The 21,698-nt window shown below is 47.9% G+C and carries 22 protein-coding genes; 9 read left to right on the forward strand and 13 right to left on the reverse strand.

Annotated features, from left to right (window positions below; translation table 11 throughout):
• The first annotated feature begins 162 nt into the window (after nt 1-162).
• The 3 genes from KO512_RS02990 (at nt 163) to KO512_RS03000 (ending at nt 1,785) form a co-directional block, all read left to right on the forward strand.
• Nucleotides 163-330 (forward strand): hypothetical protein, encoded by a 168-nt coding sequence (locus tag KO512_RS02990; RefSeq protein ID WP_215950857.1) that lies wholly within the window; start codon nt 163-165, stop codon nt 328-330.
• A gap of 114 nt (nt 331-444) precedes the next feature.
• Nucleotides 445-969: a non-heme ferritin gene (gene ftnA / locus KO512_RS02995; RefSeq protein ID WP_215950858.1), complete on the forward strand. Its 525-nt coding sequence runs from the start codon at nt 445-447 to the stop codon at nt 967-969.
• Between the two features lie 285 nt (nt 970-1,254).
• The gene (locus KO512_RS03000; RefSeq protein ID WP_215950859.1) at nt 1,255-1,785 is read left to right on the forward strand and encodes a hemerythrin domain-containing protein; all 531 of its coding nucleotides are present in this window, start codon (nt 1,255-1,257) and stop codon (nt 1,783-1,785) included.
• A 96-nt stretch (nt 1,786-1,881) separates the two neighbouring features.
• Here the strand turns inward: KO512_RS03000 and KO512_RS03005 are convergent, their stop codons facing one another.
• Nucleotides 1,882-3,564: a glutamine--tRNA ligase/YqeY domain fusion protein gene (locus KO512_RS03005; RefSeq protein ID WP_215950860.1), complete on the reverse strand. Its 1,683-nt coding sequence runs from the start codon at nt 3,562-3,564 to the stop codon at nt 1,882-1,884.
• Between the two features lie 204 nt (nt 3,565-3,768).
• Between KO512_RS03005 and KO512_RS03010 the strand changes: the two genes are divergently transcribed.
• The 3 genes from KO512_RS03010 to KO512_RS03020 all read left to right on the forward strand — a co-directional run bounded on the left by KO512_RS03010 (nt 3,769) and on the right by KO512_RS03020 (nt 6,866).
• A complete protein-coding gene (locus KO512_RS03010) occupies nt 3,769-4,278 on the forward strand; it encodes a peptidylprolyl isomerase (protein ID WP_215950861.1) in 510 nt (169 codons plus the stop codon).
• Nucleotides 4,278-4,994 carry a UDP-2,3-diacylglucosamine diphosphatase gene (locus KO512_RS03015; RefSeq protein WP_215950862.1) on the forward strand — a complete coding sequence of 239 codons (717 nt, stop codon included), beginning with the start codon at nt 4,278-4,280 and terminating at the stop codon, nt 4,992-4,994. Before KO512_RS03010 ends, KO512_RS03015 begins: the two co-directional genes overlap by 1 nt.
• Before the next feature lie 255 nt (nt 4,995-5,249).
• Nucleotides 5,250-6,866 carry a cation:proton antiporter domain-containing protein gene (locus KO512_RS03020; RefSeq protein WP_215950863.1) on the forward strand — a complete coding sequence of 539 codons (1,617 nt, stop codon included), beginning with the start codon at nt 5,250-5,252 and terminating at the stop codon, nt 6,864-6,866.
• Between the two features lie 139 nt (nt 6,867-7,005).
• Here KO512_RS03020 and KO512_RS03025 read toward each other — a convergent pair whose 3' ends face one another.
• The 4 genes from KO512_RS03025 to KO512_RS03040 form a co-directional block, all read right to left on the reverse strand.
• Nucleotides 7,006-7,914 carry a DMT family transporter gene (locus tag KO512_RS03025; RefSeq protein WP_215950864.1) on the reverse strand — a complete coding sequence of 303 codons (909 nt, stop codon included), beginning with the start codon at nt 7,912-7,914 and terminating at the stop codon, nt 7,006-7,008.
• A gap of 101 nt (nt 7,915-8,015) precedes the next feature.
• A complete protein-coding gene (locus KO512_RS03030) occupies nt 8,016-8,918 on the reverse strand; it encodes a patatin-like phospholipase family protein (RefSeq protein WP_215950865.1) in 903 nt (300 codons plus the stop codon).
• A 68-nt stretch (nt 8,919-8,986) separates the two neighbouring features.
• Entirely contained in the window at nt 8,987-9,823 is an 837-nt protein-coding gene (locus KO512_RS03035; RefSeq protein WP_215950866.1) for a DUF4892 domain-containing protein, read from the reverse strand.
• A gap of 57 nt (nt 9,824-9,880) precedes the next feature.
• Entirely contained in the window at nt 9,881-10,735 is an 855-nt protein-coding gene (locus KO512_RS03040) for an alpha/beta fold hydrolase (protein ID WP_215950867.1), read from the reverse strand.
• Nucleotides 10,736-10,895: 160 nt separating this feature from the next.
• Here KO512_RS03040 and KO512_RS03045 point away from each other — a divergent pair, with 160 nt between their 5' ends.
• The gene (locus KO512_RS03045; RefSeq protein ID WP_215950868.1) at nt 10,896-12,752 is read left to right on the forward strand and encodes a PglL family O-oligosaccharyltransferase; all 1,857 of its coding nucleotides are present in this window, start codon (nt 10,896-10,898) and stop codon (nt 12,750-12,752) included.
• Here KO512_RS03045 and sixA read toward each other — a convergent pair.
• From sixA to dinG, 6 genes are all read right to left on the reverse strand, one after another.
• A complete protein-coding gene (gene sixA / locus KO512_RS03050; protein ID WP_215950869.1) occupies nt 12,694-13,146 on the reverse strand; it encodes a phosphohistidine phosphatase SixA in 453 nt (150 codons plus the stop codon). The genes KO512_RS03045 and sixA overlap by 59 nt on opposite strands.
• Nucleotides 13,146-14,177: an NAD(P)H-dependent glycerol-3-phosphate dehydrogenase gene (locus KO512_RS03055; RefSeq protein ID WP_215950870.1), complete on the reverse strand. Its 1,032-nt coding sequence runs from the start codon at nt 14,175-14,177 to the stop codon at nt 13,146-13,148. Before KO512_RS03055 ends, sixA begins: the two co-directional genes overlap by 1 nt.
• An 88-nt stretch (nt 14,178-14,265) precedes the next feature.
• Nucleotides 14,266-14,493 (reverse strand): hypothetical protein, encoded by a 228-nt coding sequence (locus KO512_RS03060; protein ID WP_215950871.1) that lies wholly within the window; start codon nt 14,491-14,493, stop codon nt 14,266-14,268.
• A gap of 69 nt (nt 14,494-14,562) precedes the next feature.
• Complete coding sequence (locus KO512_RS03065) at nt 14,563-16,005, reverse strand: protein adenylyltransferase SelO (RefSeq protein ID WP_215950872.1); 1,443 nt, start codon at nt 16,003-16,005, stop codon at nt 14,563-14,565.
• A gap of 17 nt (nt 16,006-16,022) precedes the next feature.
• Nucleotides 16,023-17,312, reverse strand: coding sequence for an ATP-dependent RNA helicase RhlB (rhlB, locus tag KO512_RS03070; protein ID WP_289847206.1), 1,290 nt, complete (start codon nt 17,310-17,312; stop codon nt 16,023-16,025).
• 134 nt (nt 17,313-17,446) lie between these two features.
• Complete coding sequence (gene dinG / locus KO512_RS03075) at nt 17,447-19,567, reverse strand: ATP-dependent DNA helicase DinG (RefSeq protein ID WP_215950874.1); 2,121 nt, start codon at nt 19,565-19,567, stop codon at nt 17,447-17,449.
• A 129-nt stretch (nt 19,568-19,696) separates the two neighbouring features.
• Here dinG and lexA point away from each other — a divergent pair, with 129 nt between their 5' ends.
• Nucleotides 19,697-20,302 carry a transcriptional repressor LexA gene (lexA, locus tag KO512_RS03080; RefSeq protein ID WP_215950875.1) on the forward strand — a complete coding sequence of 202 codons (606 nt, stop codon included), beginning with the start codon at nt 19,697-19,699 and terminating at the stop codon, nt 20,300-20,302.
• Between the two features lie 2 nt (nt 20,303-20,304).
• A complete protein-coding gene (locus tag KO512_RS03085) occupies nt 20,305-20,763 on the forward strand; it encodes a cell division inhibitor SulA (protein WP_215950876.1) in 459 nt (152 codons plus the stop codon).
• A gap of 42 nt (nt 20,764-20,805) precedes the next feature.
• On the opposite strand, the gene KO512_RS03090 is transcribed toward KO512_RS03085, so the two are convergent.
• A complete protein-coding gene (locus tag KO512_RS03090) occupies nt 20,806-21,093 on the reverse strand; it encodes a hypothetical protein (protein WP_215950877.1) in 288 nt (95 codons plus the stop codon).
• Between the two features lie 78 nt (nt 21,094-21,171).
• On the reverse strand, nt 21,172-21,696 hold the full coding sequence (locus KO512_RS03095; protein WP_215950878.1) for a DUF6586 family protein: 525 nt from the start codon (nt 21,694-21,696) through the stop codon (nt 21,172-21,174).
• Nucleotides 21,697-21,698: the final 2 nt, after the last annotated feature.

Here is a 21,698-nt window from a genome sequence, read left to right on the forward strand (position 1 = left end):
ACTCGATAGCCGTCTCAACCATCAATCACTTACCGAAGGGTCCACTAAGCAGAGCCGTTCGGCACATCGCCAATAAAACAGGGTTGATAATCATTATCATTTACAACCCAGAGGGGATATTGTATAACATGGCTTTAATCAACAGGATGCAGGTATCTGCGAATGGCTAATTCCCTTAAAGCTAAAAGCCTTTGTAAACTTAAGAGCGAACTCATCTCCAAGCATATCGATGAAATAGCCGCCATTACCCGTAATAGTCAGTATGTCTGCAGCAAGTGCGCACGCTCATCCGAAGGAAAAAAGTGGTTGTGTAAACCGGTCGCCATCTGAAAGACAACTCGATACACTAAAACACTGCAAACAACTGTGCTACATCAATAACCCGTTGCTGTTATTCTGTTGTTATAAGCCCTGTTACTATTTTTAAACCTCTATGGAGTCAACATGCTAAACAGCTCAATGCTGGAAAAACTCAACCATCAGATCAATCTTGAATTTTTCTCGTCTAATATGTATTTGCAAATGAGCTCTTGGGCAGAATCAAAGGGTTATGAAGGCTGTGCCGCGTTTCTGTCTAAACATGCCGATGAAGAGATGCAACATATGAAACGCCTCTTCACCTATGTTAACGAAACCGGTGCGATGGCCCGAATCGGCTCGATTAAAGCCCCTATCGAAGAGTTTGACTCGATTAAAGATCTGTTCGAGAAAGTCTATGAGCATGAATGCCTGATCACCCGAGAGATCAATGGCCTTGCCCATACCGCATTCACCAATCAGGATTACTCCACCTTCAATTTTTTACAGTGGTATGTGGCTGAACAACACGAAGAAGAAAAACTGTTTAAAGGCATTCTCGATAAAATCGAGATTATCGGCGACGACGGTAAAGGGTTATTCTTTATCGACAAAGAGATCGGCCAGCTAGCCAGTGGCAACAGTAGCGACATCATCACAAACGAAGCGTAACGCCCCTACCCCACTCAATGACTACGCTCAAACGACTGGGCAAACAGTAACACCGAGGCCTCGCAGCTTAGCTCGCGGGGCTTATTTTTATCTGGGCTTATCTAGCAAGGTGGCACTAAAAACGCGATAAGTGATACCTAATTGACCATCGTCATTATTAATTTGTAACACTAAGTATAGAATCCGTGATCAACGTGGAAGATTAGCCACATAAGGCCAGCTTCTTTATTTACAGTTATCTGCTTGGTTAGGGAGAGATCCCGACTTGCAAATAGGGTGAAAAACATGACCACGACCGCTGTCCCAACCGACGACTTTTCCCAATGCCATATTAGTATTCTTCACAATTTTGAAAATCTACGTAACCTCAGTAAAACAGATATTTCAGACCCCGTTTCACCAGAGGTTCAGGCGACAGCTAAACGCTTAGTTGATTTCTATCATGAGGTGGTACTCAACCATCACCATGAAGAGGAACAAGAACTGTTCAACATCGTCATGGATTGCGCTAGTTCCGGTGATGAGCTGAATGCAGCTTCACGGATGATTAAACGGCTGACCGAAGAGCATCGCGCCCTCGAAAAAGAGTGGAAAAAGATTGAAGGCGCTATTAAAAAATTAGCCAAAGGTAAGTTTGCCCAATTGGACAAGGAGGCCGCCATGGGGATGGCTGATCACTACCTTCTGCATGCTAAATATGAAGAATCTCAATTTTTGCCTTTGGCTGCAGAAATTCTCAAGAACACAGATCTAGAATCCTTAGGCTTAAGCCTGCATACGCGCCATAACATCAATCAGACCGCCTGCTATATCTAGCGCTTACGCATACCTGCGGGTGTCCCGAAGTCACTCCGATATCAGATAAAAAAAACGGCCACTCAAGGTGACCGTTTTCTACTAATAACGCGAGTATTACTTCTTCCAAGTATCCCTAAGACCGATCGTCTTATTGAACACAGGGTGCTCGGCTGAGTGATCATAACGATCCGCCGCGAAATAACCTTCCCGTTCAAACTGGAATGCGGTTTCCGGCGCCGCCTCCACTAAGCCCGGTTCAACCCAACAATTTTGGATTTCGCTAAAGGAGTTAGGGTTGATATTGGCAAGAAAATCACCCTCGCCCTTATCCGGTGATTCCACATTAAACAGACGATCATAGATACGCACGGTGGCTTGCTTGCCTTCAGTGGCTGAAACCCAGTGCATAACACCCCGAGGTTTCATGCCTTCCGGTGGATTCTCACCCACGGTACCCGGCACCAGCGATGCATGCACTTCGGTAATTTCACCGGCGGCATCTTTAACCACCTCTTCGGCTTTGATCACATACGCGCTACGCAGGCGCATGTAATCACCTGGCACGAGCAAACGGAATTTTTTACGCGAAAGGGTTGAATCTTCACTGAAATCCCCCCGATCCATATACAGCTCACGGGTAAAAGGTAATACGCGAGTGCCCATCTCTTTCTGTGGGTGAACCGGCGCATTGAGCATCTCGACCTCGCCTTCTGGGAAGTTGGTGATGATCAGTTTTAGTGGGTTCATCACACACATCGCCCGTGCAGCGTTATCATTCATATCTTCACGGATAAAGAACTCAAACTGAGCCATATCGACAGTGCCATCGGTTTTCGACACCGCTAGGCTATCGCAGAAATTACGCACCGCTTGCGATGAATAACCCCGTCGGCGCATACCTTGAATAGTTGGCATACGTGGATCATCCCAACCATTAACATGGCCTTCATCAACCAACTGCTTGAGCTTACGCTTACTGGTGACCGTGTAATTGATATTTAAACGACCAAACTCATACTGACGCGGCGTGCTCGGAACCGGCAAGTTCTCGATAAACCATTCATACAGTGGACGATGGTCGGCAAATTCCAGAGTACAGATAGAGTGTGTAACTCCTTCAATGGCGTCCTCTTGACCGTGAGCAAAGTCATAGCTTGGGTAGATGCACCATTTACTGCCGGTTTGATGGTGATCCGCCTTACGAATCCGATACAAAATCGGGTCACGCAGATTCATGTTAGGCGATGCCATATCAATTTTAGCGCGCAGTACACGGCTACCTTCGTCAAACTCCCCCTGCTTCATACGTTCAAGTAGGTCGAGGTTCTCTTCTGCTGACCGTTCACGGAAAGGGCTGTTCTTACCCGGTTCCGTGGCCCAGCCGCGATACTCGCTGGCTTCTTCTGGGCTTAGGTCACAGACATAGGCTTTACCTTCACGGATAAGATGTTGTGCCCATGCATAGAAGGTATCGAAGTAGTTAGAGGCATAACGCACCTCTCCTGCCCAGTTAAAACCGAGCCAGCGGACATCATCCATTATGGCATCGACGAATTCCTGATCTTCTTTACCCGGATTTGTATCATCGAAACGCAGGTTACACTCACCGTTATACTTTTCGGCGGTACCAAAGTTCACACAGATCGATTTCGCATGACCGATATGAAGATAGCCGTTAGGTTCAGGTGGAAAGCGTGTCACCACCTTAGCTAGCCCCTGCTGCTGATCCTGCTCGATAATCTGATGAATAAAGTTGGTTGGCTGTACAACTGCATTACTGGCGTCGTTATTGCTCATAGAGGGGTCTTAACTTCCGTTGAAATCAAATAGATGAACATTATAAACTTATGGTTTACAGACAACCATAAGTTAGCTGAAATTAATCAGTTAGTTATCATCTTAATTCTTTAGTATAATCTGGCGAATTGATTTAACACCGCATTTTCAGACGAACTGACTAGGTAGACAAAACTATCTAGATAACACAAAGGGATCGCAAGCATGATCGTACTGCACACCAACTTCGGCGACATCACTATTGAACTTGATTACGACAAAGCGCCGAAGTCAGCAGAAAACTTCGAAAACTATGTTAAAGATGGTTTCTATGATGGCGTTATTTTCCACCGGGTTATCGATGGTTTTATGATTCAGGGTGGCGGTTTTGAGCCCGGCATGGCAAGCAAAGAGACCAGCGGCAGTATTGAAAACGAAGCCGATAACGGCCTGCAAAACAAACGCGGTACCTTGGCCATGGCCCGTACGATGGATCCTCACAGCGCCTCTGCCCAATTTTTCATTAATGTGAGTGATAATACCTTCCTTGATCACACCGCAAAAACCACCGAAGGCTGGGGTTACGCGGTCTTTGGTAAAGTCGTTGATGGCTTGGATGTGGTTGATAAAATCAAATCTGTCACTACAACCTTCCGTGGCGGTCACCAAGACGTGCCGGCAGAAGATGTGATCATCACATCGGCTGAGATCGTGGATGCAGATACTGCTAAATAATGCGTATACTGTTTATATCTGATCTTCACCTGCATAGCGGACGCTCGGACCTTACTCGGGCGTTGCTGCATTTTCTGGCCACCACAGCAAAAGACTGCGATCAACTCTATATCCTCGGCGATCTGTTTGAAGCGTGGATCGGTGATGATTTCATCCCTGATGATCTACAACCCGTCATTGATGCCTTAAAAACGCTCTCGAATAACGGTTGTCAGATATTCTTTCAGCACGGCAATCGGGATTTTTTAATAGGTGAACGATTTGCTCAACTGACGGGAGTTCAACTACTGCAGGATTCAGTGGTTATCTCCTTAGCGTCGGGTCCAACACTGCTGATGCACGGTGATCAGTTATGTACCGATGATGTTGAATACCAAGCGCTTCGACAGCAATTAAGAAGCCCTGAATGGCAAAACGCGCTATTAGCTCAATCGATTCCTGAGCGGCTCGAGATGGCAAAACAGCTACGTATGGCCAGTAAAACCCATACCGCCAACAAAAGCGCAGAGATCATGGATGTTAATCCGCACGCGGTTGAGCAAGCAATGTCCGAAGCCAATTGCCAGTTATTGATACATGGCCACACGCATCGTCCTGCGGTACATCAACTCAATGATGGCAAACAGCGGATTGTTCTTGGAGATTGGGATAAATCCGGTTGGTATTTAGAAGCATCAGAACAGGGTGAGCAGCTGATTAAATTTGATCTTCAATAATCATTGCTGCTAACCAGATGTTCAAAAATACTTATTGATACTTCAGTTATTATTAACTGTTAAGTGATTCTTTATCCATTAGGCCTCGTTGTTTTATTCAGCTAAAGCCATCGCTTCTTGTATGGGGAATGACAACCCATTTACCCGTTTATCGTCGGGTTTAAACCCACGAATCACCGCTAGTATTATTTCGCCCATCGGTGACGGCCTGATAAAAATTAAAAATAAATCACTTATATAACAGATACTTATATTATGGACTTTATCTGGATTCTAGTTGCTTACCTCTGCGGATTGTCACTCAAGATGGTCGGCATGCCGCCCCTTATCGGCTTTCTGCTAGCGGGTTTTTTACTGCACTTTCTTGGCGTACAACCCAGCGATAGCCTCGACACTCTAGCAGATCTCGGCATTACCTTGATGCTATTCACGATCGGCTTGAAATTACATATTGGTGATCTGCTACGTCGAGAAGTCTGGGTGAGTACGCTCAGTCATATGCTACTGTGGGTCATCGTTTTTGCCTCTTTCGCCCTGTTACTGGGCGTGCTTGCCATCCCCTACTTCAGTGAGATTGACCTAAAAACCGCCGCCCTGTTAGGCTTTGCCCTCAGTTTTAGTAGTACCGTGTGCATCGTTAAGCTATTAGAAGAGAACGGTGAGATGAAGACCCGACACGGCCAACTGGCGATCGGGGTTCTGGTTATGCAGGACATTGTCGCGGTTCTCTTTCTAGTGGTTGCCACCGGAAAGCTCCCCTCGCTGTGGGCGCCGCTGTTGTTTGCTTTGGTTTTCGCAAGACCGCTCATCTTCAAGTTACTCGACAAAGCAGGCCACGGCGAGATGCTGCCTCTCACGGGTTTCTTCTTTGCCCTAGGCGGCTATGAACTATTCCATCTAGTCGGCGTAAAGGGAGATTTAGGCGCACTGGTCTTTGGCCTTCTGCTGAGCCAACACCCGAAAGCCTCAGAGCTAACAAAGTCACTCCTCAGCTTCAAAGATCTGTTTCTGATCGGCTTTTTCCTATCCATTGGCTTTACCGCACTGCCAACCTGGTCGATGCTGGCTATCGCTAGCTTAATCGCACTGATGATCAGCATTAAGTTCATCCTATTTTTTGCACTATTCACCCGTCTTAAACTGCGCAGTCGTAGTGCATATCTCGCCTCCTTAGCTCTCAGTAACTTTAGTGAATTCGGCCTTATTGTGGCAGCCCTGAGCGTTCAATCCGGCTGGATGACCCGCGAATGGCTCGTTATTCTGGCGCTCGCTGTGTCCTTGTCATTTGTGCTGACGAGTGTGCTGTATCCAGCGGCTCACCGAGTCTATATCCGCTATAAAGACGTTCTCAAGCGCTATGAAAGCCCTGAACGGCTTAAAGCCGACATCGTGCATCAGCCTCCCCATGCGGAGGTCTTGGTCATCGGCATGGGGCGAGTGGGTAAAAGCGCCTTCAAAGCGTTAAAGAATGTCTTAGATGAACGAGTCGCTGGACTCGATTCTGATCGTTTTCGCGCCTTGCAGATGCAACAAAAAGGCTTAAATGTCTGTTTCGGTGATGGCGAAGATGCCGACTTTTGGGTTAGTTTCGATACCTCAAAAATTAAACTGATATTGCTGGCGCTGCCGCTGGTTGAAGATAGCCGAAATGTAAGCGTACAACTTATTAACGCCGGATACACCGGACAAATAGCCGCCATTGCCCGCTTCGAAGATGATCGGGAAGGCCTTATTGCGGCGGGTATCGACAAGGTATTTAACTTCTATAAAGAGGCGGGCTCAGGTTTTGCGGAAGACAGCTTGCAGTTAATATCAAAAATCGATTCGTCTGGGTCAAAAACATCGCCCTCATCACAGGCAGTTGAGAGCTAACCTAAGCGCTAGATCAAAAATACCACACTAGGTCAAGCAGGCTTTCAGCAGTGAAAGCCTGTCTAAGCCGCAAAGCCACCCTTTTGTTGCGCTTACCTCTGCTGCGACCTCCGCCTTTTCACTCCTTATTGGGTTATTTTCAATTGTTATCAACTGAATGGGGAGACCGGAAAGGTCGAAACAAAGGTTTTAACCAGCGCCAGCGACTCGCTAACATGGCCATAAAAATGAGACTGCAACCGCCCAGTTGCAATGGGCTCATCACCTCAGCATAGATTATTGCCGCTAACAGCGCTGCCCAAACGGGCTCTAACGTCATAATGAGGGCTACATGGCTGGCTGGTGCCAAACTCTGGGCATAGGTTTGAATCGCAAAACGCAGACTGGTTGCAATAAAGGCGCTGGCTAACAGCCAGCCTATAGCCGTATGACTCAGTACATCAGGCCAAGGTTCCATCACTACAGATGCAAGAATGCCTCCCAGCCCTACCACTAACAACTGAATCGCCGTCAAAACCAATGACGGCACCACCAGCGCCATTCGCGACACTAACACAAAATGAACGGAGAACAATAAAGCGGCACAGAGAAACCAAAGCTGTCCCGCCGCCAAGGAAATACCACTCTCAAGCGATAACAACGCAAGCCCGACGATAGCCACGGGGATTGATAACCATGTGCTTAAAGGCGCCCGCTCACGATTGATAAGCCAAGCCATCAAGGGCACTATCACCACCCCTAAACTGGTAATAAAAGCCCCCTCGCCTAGATGTTCACCTTGATACAACCCCATAATCCAGCATAACAAGGCCCCCGTCATTAATATGCCAAGACGCAAGACAGGTATTAATCCGTGCTTAAATAATGCCTGACAACCGCGAAAGGCCGGTATTAACAGAAGAAGTCCCGCCAATAGAAAACGTACGCCGATAAACAACAGGGGTGGCATCTCTTGCAGCGCTTCTTTGGAAAAGATCCAACCTGCCCCCGCAATCAACGTGACGAATAACAGCAACAGATCAGCCCGCGCTGACGGAGACAACGACATATAAACCTCAGAATTTGGTATAGATAGGATATGACGGTAAATGAAACGACTCAGTGCACGGATTACATACAACAAAGCATCACAGCCGTATTTTCAAGATCTCAACGCATCGACTTTTCCATCTGCATCAAACTTTCTCGAGCGATAACGCGGCCCAATTCTATCATCTCTTTAGCGCGATGAAAGTCATAAAAACGGCAGGCCTCTTTTGGTATACCGATCAACTGATCAGGTGGATAACCGGCTACTTTATATTTACCCAACGACGCTTGCATCACCTCAACCGAATTAAATAACACATCAATCCGGCCGGTTGTCTTAGGCAACATTCCATCGGCGGTCGTTTTTTTACTGTTTTCCGGCTTGGCCTCTGCGCCGGTATCAGGCTGCCACTCATCACTAAAACCGGAGCTTTCAAGGAAACGGGTTTCAGGCAGAGCGACTCGATGACGCTGCACATCCGCATTCAAATCGACAGCAATAATCAGATCAGCATGTGCAGCAACAGTAGGAATAATTGGGATGGGATTCAGCACTCCGCCATCCACTAACACTCGATCCTCTTCAATCACCGGTGTAAAAAAGCCAGGAACCGCAATCGATGCTCTAATGGCATCGAGCATTGCGCCTTTCTGAAACCAGATCTCCTTCTGGTGAGTCAGATCAGTGGCAACCGCGGTATAGCTGATGGGCAATTCTTCAATCAACGGATTACCGACGATTTCTTGTAACTTTCGCAGCAACCGTTCTCCTCGGATAGTTCCCTCACCCCGCAGCGTCAGGTCCATTAGCTTAATCACGTCGAGGCGTTTGAGGCTGATAACCCAATCTCGATATTCATCTAACCGCCCCGCCGCATACATCCCGCCAATCAACGCCCCCATTGAACTACCCGCAATGCAGACGATGTCATAACCACGCCGATTTAGCTCTTCAATGACCCCGATATGACTATAACCTCGAGCGCCACCACTCCCTAATACTAACGATACGGTGGTTTTCATAGATCGACTCCTTGACGGCTATGATTCCCCTAAATAAACCGATATGAAACGGTCACAGTGATGAGTAGTCAGCGTAACTGAACCCATAACCCTGAGGAAGAGTCACGCTCAAGTGGCATCGCAGGCCCGACACCCACCGTTTCAATGCGTTCGGCATCAATACCTGCATCGATCAGAAGTTTGGTGAATAGCTCAGCTCTTTCTGTGCTTTGTTGTAATAACTCCTCTAGCTCACCCGACTTGCTATAACTACCGACCAACACCTTCTGGGTTGGGTTATGGGTCATATACTCAAACAGCGGCTCGATCGTATCCGGCTCACTCAGCCAGCTAAAGCCCTGCTGACGTAAATCGACTGCCAATGTTTCGGCTGATTGCTGCAACGGCTGAATCAGGTCAATATGCACATAAACTCTGCGATTCCCTCGCTGAACGGTATACAACGCTAACTTGAGATTACCCGCGATGGCAGAGAGGAAAAACTGTGTCCGATCCAAACCATAAAGCTCGGCAACATCAAAATAGTTATTTGCCCACTGACTACTGCTACCACACTGACGGCTGCTACATTGAAAAAGCACATCTGCCTGAAGGCTTTTTAGTAAGCCAAGATAATAGTTAAACACCTGCTCGGGGGTATGGGTGCTGGGGACACGGTAGGTAATCCGAGTCAAATCACCTTTAACCCCTTTGCTTTGCTCAGGCGCCGTTACCTCTTCAATTTTTCGCATCGGGCCGGTAGCCAGTTCATACTCCGGAATTTTATGCTCGCTATAACTGGCGATCCAGCTTAATGGAAATCTAGGGAGTTGTTGTGGGTCACGACTACCTGCAACATCTGTCTCTGCTTGTACCGTAAAACTCAACAGCATTAAACCTAACTGTAAAAGTGTTCGAATCCTCATTAACATTCCTTATGCTCATCAACCTACGTGCGAAAATCATGTGCATGAAATTATGCGTTAAACCAGACTAAACTCATTAATCAGTGTAGCAATCAGTCTCGAAGCCTGCTCCTCTAGATGGATATGGTGGCCACCCTTTAGCCTTTCTGTTTGGCAATCCTGTAACAGGGCAATTCGCCGCTCACTCTGAGGTATACCATTTTCTGCCAGAATAAGCAGTGTGGTCGCCTTCACCCGTGCAAGAAAGCTATCTACCTGAGCGTCCGTCATACGCATAATGGAGGGCAGCATTAGATTGGGGTCTGTTCGCCAGTAAAAGCCATCAGAACGCTCGACCAAGCCCCGTTCGACTAACCACGCCGCCGCTTGAGCATCAACCGGCCAACGACCGTTCATACGTGCGTTAACCGCCGTTTCAATATCATCATAGGCTTTCTGTTTCCGCCCATTCATTCTGATCCGTTTTTTGATCGCTGCCGCCAACTGCTCCGCCGTATGCTCAACGTCGGTTACCAGAGGGGCAATCCCTTCAATTAGCACCATTTTATTAACACGCTCAGGAAAACTCCCCGCGACTAGCATCGCAATGCTCGCCCCCATCGAATGACCCAACAGTGAAAATTGCTGTAATCCGAGCTGATCCGCCACCTCGAGTACATCCTGTACATTATCCCAAATATAATAGGGCATCGATGCTGGTCGATGATCGGAGTAACCATGACCCATTAAATCTAACGCGATCACACGTACGCCGTGTAAATAAGGTGCCAGGCGATTAAAGGTGGCGGCATTATCCAACCAGCCATGCAGTGCTAATACAACCGGCGCACTTTGATCTCCCCAACTCTTGGCCGCAATTCTATGGCCATTCACTTCAAACTGTAACTCGTGTGCGATATCTGTATGATTCATTGACCTATTAACCTTAAAAATCATGTGTATTCAGACTTACCTAGCATGTATCAGAATACAAAATTAGGGTAGTATCTCCACTGTTTTTTTCTTTTAAAACAGATAGTTTTAAACCAAAACAGATAGCTAACCCGTTTATCACTCTATTCCGAGGCCTTTGATGATTAACCCACTTTCAAAAATCAAACCACAACAAGCGGGTCTGTGGCTGCTCGGTTTTCTATTTCTACCAGCCACCCTCTTCTTTCAGCCAAATCTTGGCGGCGAGGGGATGTCAATTTCACACAACATTACCCTGTGGATCGCCGCCATCTTTGTGATTTCCGGCGCAACCCTATTGATGCTGCAAACCAAGCGTTTTAGTTACACGGCATATTGGCTGCCCATGGCGGCTTTGCCCATCAGCATAATCATACTCGGTTTTATCGTCGATAATTTTCTCCCCACCGAATGGCTGTTTCGACAACTCTATATTTTTGGTGGCTTTCTCTTTTTGATAGCGCTCTTTCAATTTCGCTTTACACCACGAGATGTTGAGCGAGTGTTAATGATTATACTACTGGCAGGTATCATTCATGGCCTTTATGGCATCTCTCAGATCCTCTGGCCAAATATTCTGCCGCTACTGATCACACCGAGCAAGGGTACCCCCTATAGCATATTTCAGCAGATCAATATCCATGCATCATTTCAAGCAACAGTACTAACAATCGGACTCTATCTACTCAGCCGCCCTGTCACCCTAAAACCGCGCCCATTCCTGACATTACTTTTATTAGGCAGCCTCTTTCTCAGCTGTTTTATTGTCGCCTATTCAGGTTCTCGTGCAGGCCTTATCGGCGCAGTTGCCGGCGCGTCGGTACTCATATTGTGTAACTGGCGTAGCTTTCTACGACGCAAACCCTTAACGCTGGCCGTATTGATAACCATCATTACGGCGCTCTTTATGGGTAGCCAAGGCATTGAGCGTAGCTCAGATAAACTCGGCGACCTAACCTCACTGAGTGGTAATGGTGTAGCAGAGTCAGGATCGAACAGCCGAATTAATATCTATAAGATCTCTCTTGAGCTGTTCCAACAAGAGCCCATCAGCGGCTACGGCATCGGCAGTTTCCAGAAAGTGTGGCATGATCAGAAAGTTGACTATCTGAAGCGTTTCCCAGATGCCAACCTTCCCCCACAACGTCTTAGCCACCCCCATAATGAATTGATGTTCTGGCTAGTTGAAGGGGGCTTAATCGCGATCACCGGCATACTAATATCCGTTATCGCCATTCTCTATGCCGCACTTAAATGCGGCTGGCGGCGCGGATTGAGTTATATTGCTTTGCTGCTACCCATCGGCTTACACACACAGGTCGAGCTGCCTTTCTATATCAGCAACATCCCTTGGTTTTTGATGTTGGTACTCATTTTTGTAATATTGCATCACAGCCGAAAAACTAACCCCTTAAATCTAAGTCGTTCAGCTGAAATCACTACCGCCGTGACTGCCGTCAGTCTCGCGCTGATAGTGACCGCGGTGATGCTACAAACAATACAAGCAAACAGTAGCGTCATCCGTTTTCTAAAAGGCCGCATGGCTGAGCCCGCCTTACTGAATCCTGCGTTAAGTAATCCGTTTTTTAGAGATTCTGCGGAGCTCTATCTGATGCGCACGCTGTTGTTACGCGAACTGAATGCACACCAAGGGCAGTTTGCTCCGCAGTTTATAGAATGGGCTGTACCCTATATAGAATACACGCCCGTGCCTCAGCTCTATATCGATCTGTCACGTGCTTACCTAGCCACGGGGAACAATATCAAAGCCGTTGAGATTATCGAAGCAGGTGTCGCTCGCTATCCTAAGATAACCTCATTAACGAAAACAGCTGAGCTCATTAAAGAAGCGGCTTCAGGAAAATCGAAGGCGGTGTCGGAAACGCAGGAAGAAAAGAAAATACCGGCAAACCCGGCGACTAGCGAGCCATCATCTGCAGCTGCCCCAGCCCTGCGGCAGGAAACGTCAACTCAATAACAGCCAGCGCGCCCGGCAGCATCGGTTCCGGGCGTAATAGGTTACCCTCACACAACAGCGAAACCAACTGACCTATCAACGGCTGGTGAGTCACCAGCATCAATGTGCTATCAGTCTGCTGAGCCAGCCAATCGACTAGCTGTTGAGGTGATGATTCAGGGGTTAACAGCGCCAAGGACTCACACACCGCCGGTTGCAGATCTTGCACTAGCTGAGCGGTCTGACAGGTGCGTAAATAGGGGCTGTGAATGATCCGTTCGAGCCCTACCAACGTTTCTGACTGTTGTTTAAGCATCTGCTGCACCCGAAGCCGCCCTTGCTCAGTCAGGTGCCGCTGTTCATCACTCGGAGCATCATAGCCCGCCTCACCATGGCGTAGTAACAGTAATCGCATTAGCAGTCACTGTCCCGTGGCAAAACAAACTCCACATCGCTGCTTTGGGTATTGAGCATCATCATTTTGGCTACCTGAGATACCGGTGCACCATTAAAGACGACCTCATAAAGACCACAGACCAATGGCATATAGATCTCTAGTTCGTCGGCTTTCTCTTTCACATATCGCAGCGTGTTAACGCCTTCAGCGACTTCACCTAGTGAGGCGACGGCCTCATCGAGGGTCTTACCCTCTCCTAGTGCATAGCCAACCCGATAATTACGACTCAGAGGCGATGAGCAGGTAACGATCAGATCGCCAACCCCCGCCAAGCCTAGAAAGGTCATAGGATTAGCGCCGAGTTGTACGGCAAACCGGCTCATCTCGGCAAGACTGCGGGTCATCAACATACTTTTGGTGTTTTCCCCCATCCCCAGCGCGGCACTTAATCCCGAGGCGATGGCATAGATGTTTTTCAGCGTGCCGCCTAGTTCGACACCGTACATATCGGTGCTGGCATAGATACGGAAAAAGGCGCAGTGGAGAATATCCTGCACGGCCGTGCGGACCTCCTCACTTTCACTGGCAATGACCGTGGCGGTCAGTTGCTTCTGAGCAATCTCTTTAGCGAGATTAGGGCCGCTAATAACACCTATAGGGTTTTCCGGAAGTTCGGCAGCCAAAATCTGGCTCATTAAACTAAAAGTATTAGCCTCAATACCTTTTGTGGTACTGACAATGATCTGATCCGGACGTATAAAAGGTTTTGCCTGACGGATCACTTCCCGAAATGCCTGGCTAGGAATAGAGACAAAAATAATCTTGGCATCGGTTAACGCTTGCTGCAGGTCAGCCGTCGCATTTAAGTTTTCAGACAACTGACAGCCAGGAAGGTAACGACTGTTCACATGGCTGCGATTAATCTCGACGGCTCGCTCAGCATCACGCATCCACAAGCTAACATCGAGCCCTTTATCGCCAATCAGGTTAGCGATTACAGTACCAAAACTACCGCCACCTAGTACTGAAACTTTTACCCTGTCTGTCATCAGAGATTCCTTACATGTATTCAAAGCGTTGTGATAAAAATATGCTTGAAGCAACCCGCCTCAAGCAGAACGGTTCTTAACAGGGGTTCTATTTAGAACGCTGGTTATGCTTATCTTCCAGCGAATCTAACAACTTATTGACCCCCAAAAATAAAAATTTAACGATAAAATAACCCATTACAGCCAAGAGACTAAACAATAGGAACACGGAAATATCTCCGGTTCGTTGATAACCATTTACCGCAATAAAAAGAAAGAACACACTCACGACAATCGCCAGAATTTGGCTAATCCGGCCGGTTTTATGTTTATCCATGCTGTCCTCTTGTATATCTCTTAATCATGTAACCCCCCCATAAACACCCAAGAATCTGAGTGATATCGATCAGGATGAACAACTGAGCGAGACATTTTTACCCCACTCAGGCGTTGCCTGTGAGTATATATCCAAATGCGCAGCAAAAGGTGTCTTTAACGCCGCATGCAATTGCGCAAGATCACTAAAATCGCCCTGCTCGGCTCGTTCAATAACCTGTTGCGCTAAATAGTTGCGCAATATCACCCGAGGATTATGCTGCGCCATCAGAGTCGTGGCATTACCTCTCAGTCGCTGACGGTACTGGCTAAACCAATCAGCAAAGCCTATTGCCCCGCCTAATAACTGATTTATAGGCGCCATAACGCCGTCAATTGCCTGCTCAAGTGCTACAAAAACATTATTATAATCTGCCTTTTGCTGTTCAAGCAGCTGTAGAAAGGTTTCGATCAGTACGCCGTCCTGACCCGTTTTACCCTCCATTCCCAAGCGCTGCTTCATTAGTTCGGTATACGCGATCCCATAAACAGGCTGAAAACGGTTTAAAGCGATTTCTAGATCTGCTTGTTTTACCAGTCCACTTAGGCTCTGAGCCAAACAAACACAGTTCCACATCGCGATCGAGGGTTGCTGTTTATAGGCATAACGGCCACGCTCATCGGAGCGGTTACAAATATAATCAGGCTGATACTCATCGAGAAAACCGAAGGGACCGTAATCTAACGTCACCCCAAGAATAGACATATTATCGGTATTCATCACTCCGTGACAAAAGCCTAGAGCCTGCCAGCGAGCCAGCAATTGTGCCGTACGCTCGACCACCTCGGTATACATTGCCAAGTAAGGGTTTGATTGATCGGCACAGTGAGGATAATGATGTTCAATAACAAAGTCGGCCAGTTGTTTTAACTGATCCGGCCGACGGGTGTAGTAACAATATTCGAAATGGCCAAAACGGATATGGCTCGGGCTCATTCGCACCATTGAGGCGCCAAATTCAATCGATTCACGATAGATCTGAGTTTCACTACCAATAATGCACAGAGCTCGAGTGGTGGGTACATCCAATGCCGCTAATGCTTCACTGCAGAGGTATTCCCGAATCACCGAACGTAATGCTGCACGACCATCACCATGGCGTGAATAAGGCGTCTTGCCACTACCTTTGAGCTGCAATTCCCAGCGCTGACCATCCCTACCTACAAGGTCGCCCAGCAACACCGCGCGGCCATCCCCCAATTGCGGCGTATAACCACCGAACTGATGCCCGGCATAAACCGACGCAAGCGGATCACTGCCATTGAGCAGTCGCTGACCACTGAAATACTCACTGAGTTGCTGCGCAGAAGCCTGACAGGGATCCAGACCGATCAACGCCGCTGCCTCCGTACTGAAGGCAACCAAATGCGGATTTTTAAGGGGCTGAGGTCTAACCGACTGATACAGATCCGCCGGTAACTGTCGGAAACGATTTTCTAGTTGTAGCTGATCCAATCCGCCCCATACCGTCATAACTTAGCGCCGCAAACTTAATTCGATTCAAGTAAGTTAGGATCAGGATAAACACACTTCATTTTCACCCCGGCTACCTCTTCAATTTCAGGCAACAAAAAGGAATCATCCTCGGTAGCAAAACTAATGGAGGTTCCGGTAGAGCCCGCTCTGCCGGTGCGGCCAATACGGTGAACATAATCATCCGCATCTTCCGGCAATGCATAGTTGATCACATGGCTTACACCGTCGACATGAATCCCTCGCCCAGCAACATCGGTAGCCACCAGAATATTGATCCTACCACTGCGAAAATCATCCAGTGTTTTAACCCGCTTCTGCTGAGTAATCTCACCGGACATCAAAGCGGCTTTAAAACCATCTTTCTGCAACCGTTCGGCCAAACGACGGGTTTCATCACGACGATTGCCAAAAACGATCACCCGTTCCAACTGATTCAGTTTTATAAAGTTACGCAGCAAGCGGTATTTATCCTGACGTGAAACGAGATACACCAACTGCTCAACCGAGTCGGTACTCTTTTGCTCTGGGGCGATCTCGATCACCTTAGCATCCACCGTCCATTGACGAGCGAGACTCATCACATCATCGGTAAAGGTGGCACTGTAAAGCAGGGTTTGCCGGTCACCTTTACGCGGGGTATGGCGGATAATCGTACGCACATCCGGAATAAAGCCCATGCTCAGCATTCGATCGGCTTCATCAAGCACCAACACTTCCACATCACCTAAGTCCACATCAGATGAACGTACGAAATCGATCAAACGCCCCGGCGTCGCCACCAGAATATCAACCGGACGGGCCGCTAGTTGTTTGCGTTGGCGATCGTAATCCATTCCCCCCACTAAGGCGACCACACCGATATCGGCATATTTACCCATCTCTTCAGCATCCGATGCAATCTGCAATGCGAGTTCACGGGTCGGTGCAATAATGAGTGCACGAGGCACCCCTTTAGCCGCTTTATATTCCAGCGGATAATCTAATAGATCGGTAATGATACTGATTAGAAAGGCGGCTGTTTTACCGGTACCCGTCTGAGCTTTACCGATAATGTCCCGCCCCTCAAGGGATTCTATAAGCGTTGCCGCCTGGATATCAGAACAATATTGGAAATTCAGATCAGCAATGGCATGCATAACATCGTCGGGTAGATCGAAATCATGGAAACGTTGCTTGCCTTCAACCGGCACTACGGCAAAATCCTCGCGGCGCCACGTTTTTGTCTTAGAAGGGCTTGTGCTATCACTCGTTTGCTGTCGCTTACGATCACCGCTGCTTGATGTGTTGCGCACGGTATTATCCATTTGACTCTCGTTTGGCGCGATTATGGGTGTTACGGGTGTCGTCTCCGACGTTTCAGTATTGGCAGACGGCATCGCGTCTGGTTGCTTAAATATTTTCTTTAACAAAGTCATACCTTATCCGCTTAAGCGAACGGTTAGCTAATATTTCGTCGGAATGGTGGTAATGAATCGAGTAGTTGTCGACCATAACGTTTAGTTACAACACGTCGATCAAGCAATACGATGCGTCCTCTATCCTGCTCAGTTCGCAGCAGCCGTCCAGCAGCCTGAGTTAAGCGCACCGATGCCATCGGCACTGACCATTCCATAAAAGGGTTTCCACCTTGCTGCTGTATCCATTCAGCCATAGTGGCATCCACCGGATCATCCGGCACACTAAAGGGAATCTTGGTGATAATAACTTCCGTCAAATAATCACCGGGAAGATCAACCCCCTCAGTAAAAGAAGCGAGACCGAAGATAACACTCCCTCGCCCCTCATCAATTTCGGCCTTATGACGTTTCAGAATCTCATTTTTACTGAAATCGCCCTGCGACAGCACCCTATTGTTGAGCTTTTCGTCGAGACTGGCAAGCACTGATCTCATTTGCCGCCATGAGCTGAACAATACCAGTGTACCGGTATCGGTTTTCAAGTGATTATTGAGATAATCGGTGACCGCCTGAGTATGCAATTCGGGGTCATTCGCTTCAACTTTCATCGGCGGTACATAGAGTTCGGCCGCCTTATAATGATCAAAGGGACTCGCTAAGCTAAAACAGGGGGTATCGGCGGGTAAACCTAGATCAGCTAAGACCCGATCAAAACGCCCCAACGCCGTTAATGTCGCCGAGGTCACCACCGCAGCATAGCAATGCTGCCACAGATTCATATGTAACATCTGCGCCGCCGAAACCGGAGCGGTACTGCACTCAAAATCATACCCTTGGGCTGTTTCGACAAGACTAACCCAGCGGGCCGTCGGGGTACTATTTGCTGCATCAACATGGCCCGTTGACCGCCCCAAACCGGTAATATTCTGCATCCGAGCAACCATCATGCCGACGCGGGGATACCATATTTCGGCCGCTTGACGATTAATCCCCCCCTCACCATCTAGCGATTCTTTCAAGAGATCCAAAATCATCTCCATCTTTGTACCCATACGGGCCGCTAGATGTTCAACCTGCAAACCGAACTGCTTAACCTCTTCAGGCACCACGCCACTCGGATAACGATAACGCTCTTTAGGTCGACTGAAGGCATCATCCATCAACACCGGACGGATAAGCTCCGCCCAGTTATTCAACACCACCTGCAGATCTTGGATCGGCTTACGCTGATGCTCAATGTAATCACGCATCAATTGCGGATTACCACTTTGCTCTAGCATTTTATCTAATTGCTTCAGCGTCCCTGACAACCAACGTTCAGTCGATTTTAGACGCAGATTAAACGAAAAATGGCCGCTGGCCTTGTCTGATAGATGATGGCCTTCATCGAAGATATAGATCGTCTCAGCGGGATCCGGCAAAATGGCGCCGCCACCTAACGCTAGGTCGGCCAGTACGATGTCATGATTGGCGATAACACATTCAACTTGATCGAGATCTTTACGCGCTTTAAAAAAGCTACAAGCAGAAAAATTGCTACAACGACGGTTAGTACACTGAAGATGATCACTGGTCAGCGGATACCAATCCTGTTCACTGATATCGATCGTCAAGTTGTCTCGGTCGCCATCCCAGCGTCCAGAAGCAAATTCATTTAATAAGCTTTTATAGAACTCAACCGTTTCGCTGTCGATTCGCAAAGCTTGCTCATCTTCATACAACGCCTGCTGACCCGTTGCGCCATGGGCATCCAGATGCTGTTCAGCCTTACTGATACAGAAATAGCGTCCACGTCCTTTAGCCAGACCATAGGTGACAGATAGTCCAGCATGCTCTGCCACTTCCGGCAGGTCTTTATTCAGTAGTTGCTCTTGCAGCGCAACGGTGGCGGTCGACAAAACGACTTTTTTACCTTTGGCTTTAGCAATCGGCAATACGGCTAACAGATAGCCAATCGTTTTACCGGTACCGGTGCCCGCCTCGATGACGCTAACATGCTTTTCACCCAGACGATGGGATTTGTCATCCTCCATTATTGCACCAAGCACTTTCGCAACTTCAGCAATCATCTGTTTTTGGCCCAAGCGCGGCTTAAGCTTCCGGCTCTCCAGAAAGCGTCTATACGCCCCCTGTATCTCTTTTTTAATCTCTTCTGAAAGCACCTGACCGCCCTAATACACCGTAACGACGTGCATTCTAGCAATAATACTGGATAAATAGACAGAAAAATGTTTACAAAGCCATAATACTGTATATAGTTACAGCTACTGGATAAAAACACAGAGTTCATCATGAAACTGACACAACGCCAAACAGATGTACTTGAATGCATTAAGCACTGCATCAGCACCACAGGCTATCCGCCCACTAGGGCAGACATTGCTAAAGCGCTGGGGTTTAAATCAGCTAACGCTGCCGAAGAACATCTTAAGGCCTTAGCGCGCAAAGGTGCTATCGAGATGATCCCAGGTACCTCCCGCGGTATCCGAATTCCTGGATTCGACGAGGAAGACCCCGGTCTACCGGTTGTTGGTCAGGTCGCTGCGGGAGAGCCTATTTTAGCTCAAGAGAATGTTGAGGAACGCATTACCATTGCGTCTGACTTCTTCCATCCCGCTGCCGATTACCTGCTCCGCGTTCGCGGCACCAGCATGAAAAACGTTGGCATTATGGATGGCGATTTACTGGCGGTGCATCAGTGTCAAGCGGCAAAAGATGGTGAGATCGTTGTTGCCCGTCTCGATAATGATGTCACTGTTAAGCGCTTTAAACGGGAAGGCAATCTTGTCTACCTCATCGCAGAAAATGAAGAGTTCGAGCCTATTGTGGTTGACCTGCAAAAACAGGAACTGGCAATTGAAGGCCTCGGTGTCGGGGTTATCAGAAGAGGACAATAATCATGTTGCACGCAGTTAGCAGTTTCATCAGCTCAGAACCCGTACTGCCCGGCCTTATTCGTCCGGCAACGGCACCACAATCAAATCATCCGGAACTCGCAGGCAAGGTTACGGAAATCGTTTTGCAGGGCAGTGACGTTGGGCAAATGACCATGCTGCTGCCACTGCTAGCGCAACTCAGTAAAGATGATCGCTGGTTCGCGTGGATAGCCCCGCCTGCATCTCTACCGAAGAGCTTACTTGAGGCTGCCGGTATCGACCTTAAAAAAGTGATGCTACTGCAACCTGATCAAGGTCACTCAACCTACCAGCTCGCCTGCCAGGCACTTAAAGCGGGCACTTGCCACGCAGTCATCAGCTGGCCTGGCAGTCTCAGTAATGATCAGTTAACCGGCCTTGAAGACGCGGCCGTCAATGGAAATAGCCACGGTATCGTTATCCGAGATCGCCAGCTAGCCTGAACACAGTGTAAAAAAAACAGCGCCTAAGCGCTGTTTTTTTTGCTAGTGAATCACCCGAGGCCGATCATCGGATAACGCTTCAGCATCCTCTAGGTCATTATCTCCATCAGCCCTATCAGGACCGACAGCACCCTTAACGTTGAGATCTGAAATCATATGAATACCCGCTGTCAGCATGACTTTAGCGACATCAATGCACTCTTCATCAAGCTGTTCTCTAACGTCATTTGAGAAACTGATTCGCATAATAGGCTCATCATTAGAATCAGCTCTGCGTAATGCAATCTGACCATCATCTAGCTCGATTATTTCTAAAAACATATCAGACATACTCTTCTCACTTCAGCTCAAACTCATGACTAAAGCAGCCGGTGCGATGACTGCTCACCAGCCCCCTACTTTGCTCTATTACCACTCCTGCATACTACTTCGCATGCGTTCGACCAGTGATTTAAACTCGCTAAACCAGAGCTGATATTCACTGAGAATATCACTATCTTCGGCATGATCCGGATTGATCTGCATGACATGTATTTCTGATACGCTTTCAGCCTGCCCGCGCGATTCTTTATGCTCCTCAGCACGCCAGCATGCTTTATAGGCCGCTAATAACTTATGTAGCCAGCTATCAGCATTACTATGCAACTGTTGCAGTTCAGCGACTTCCGGTGCCTCAAGCCCTTGAGCCTCCATCTGAGCAACTAGCTGACTAAGCTTAGTAATGCGATTCGCATCAAAACTATATTGTTCAGCAATCTCCCTGAGTAATGAGCTGTATGCTGACGCCATATGAAACAAGACTGATTCATTATAGGACTCGATCAACGCATGCTTACTCCACCCAGTCGATTCCTGAGCAACCTTAAGCGCATCCAGATGGATGCGGGTAAAGTTTAATTTCTGATTGGTACGGGTTAAATACACACCACTCATAC

This window comes from Amphritea atlantica (genome assembly GCF_018860855.1).
Classification (GTDB): domain Bacteria; phylum Pseudomonadota; class Gammaproteobacteria; order Pseudomonadales; family Balneatricaceae; genus Amphritea; species Amphritea atlantica_A.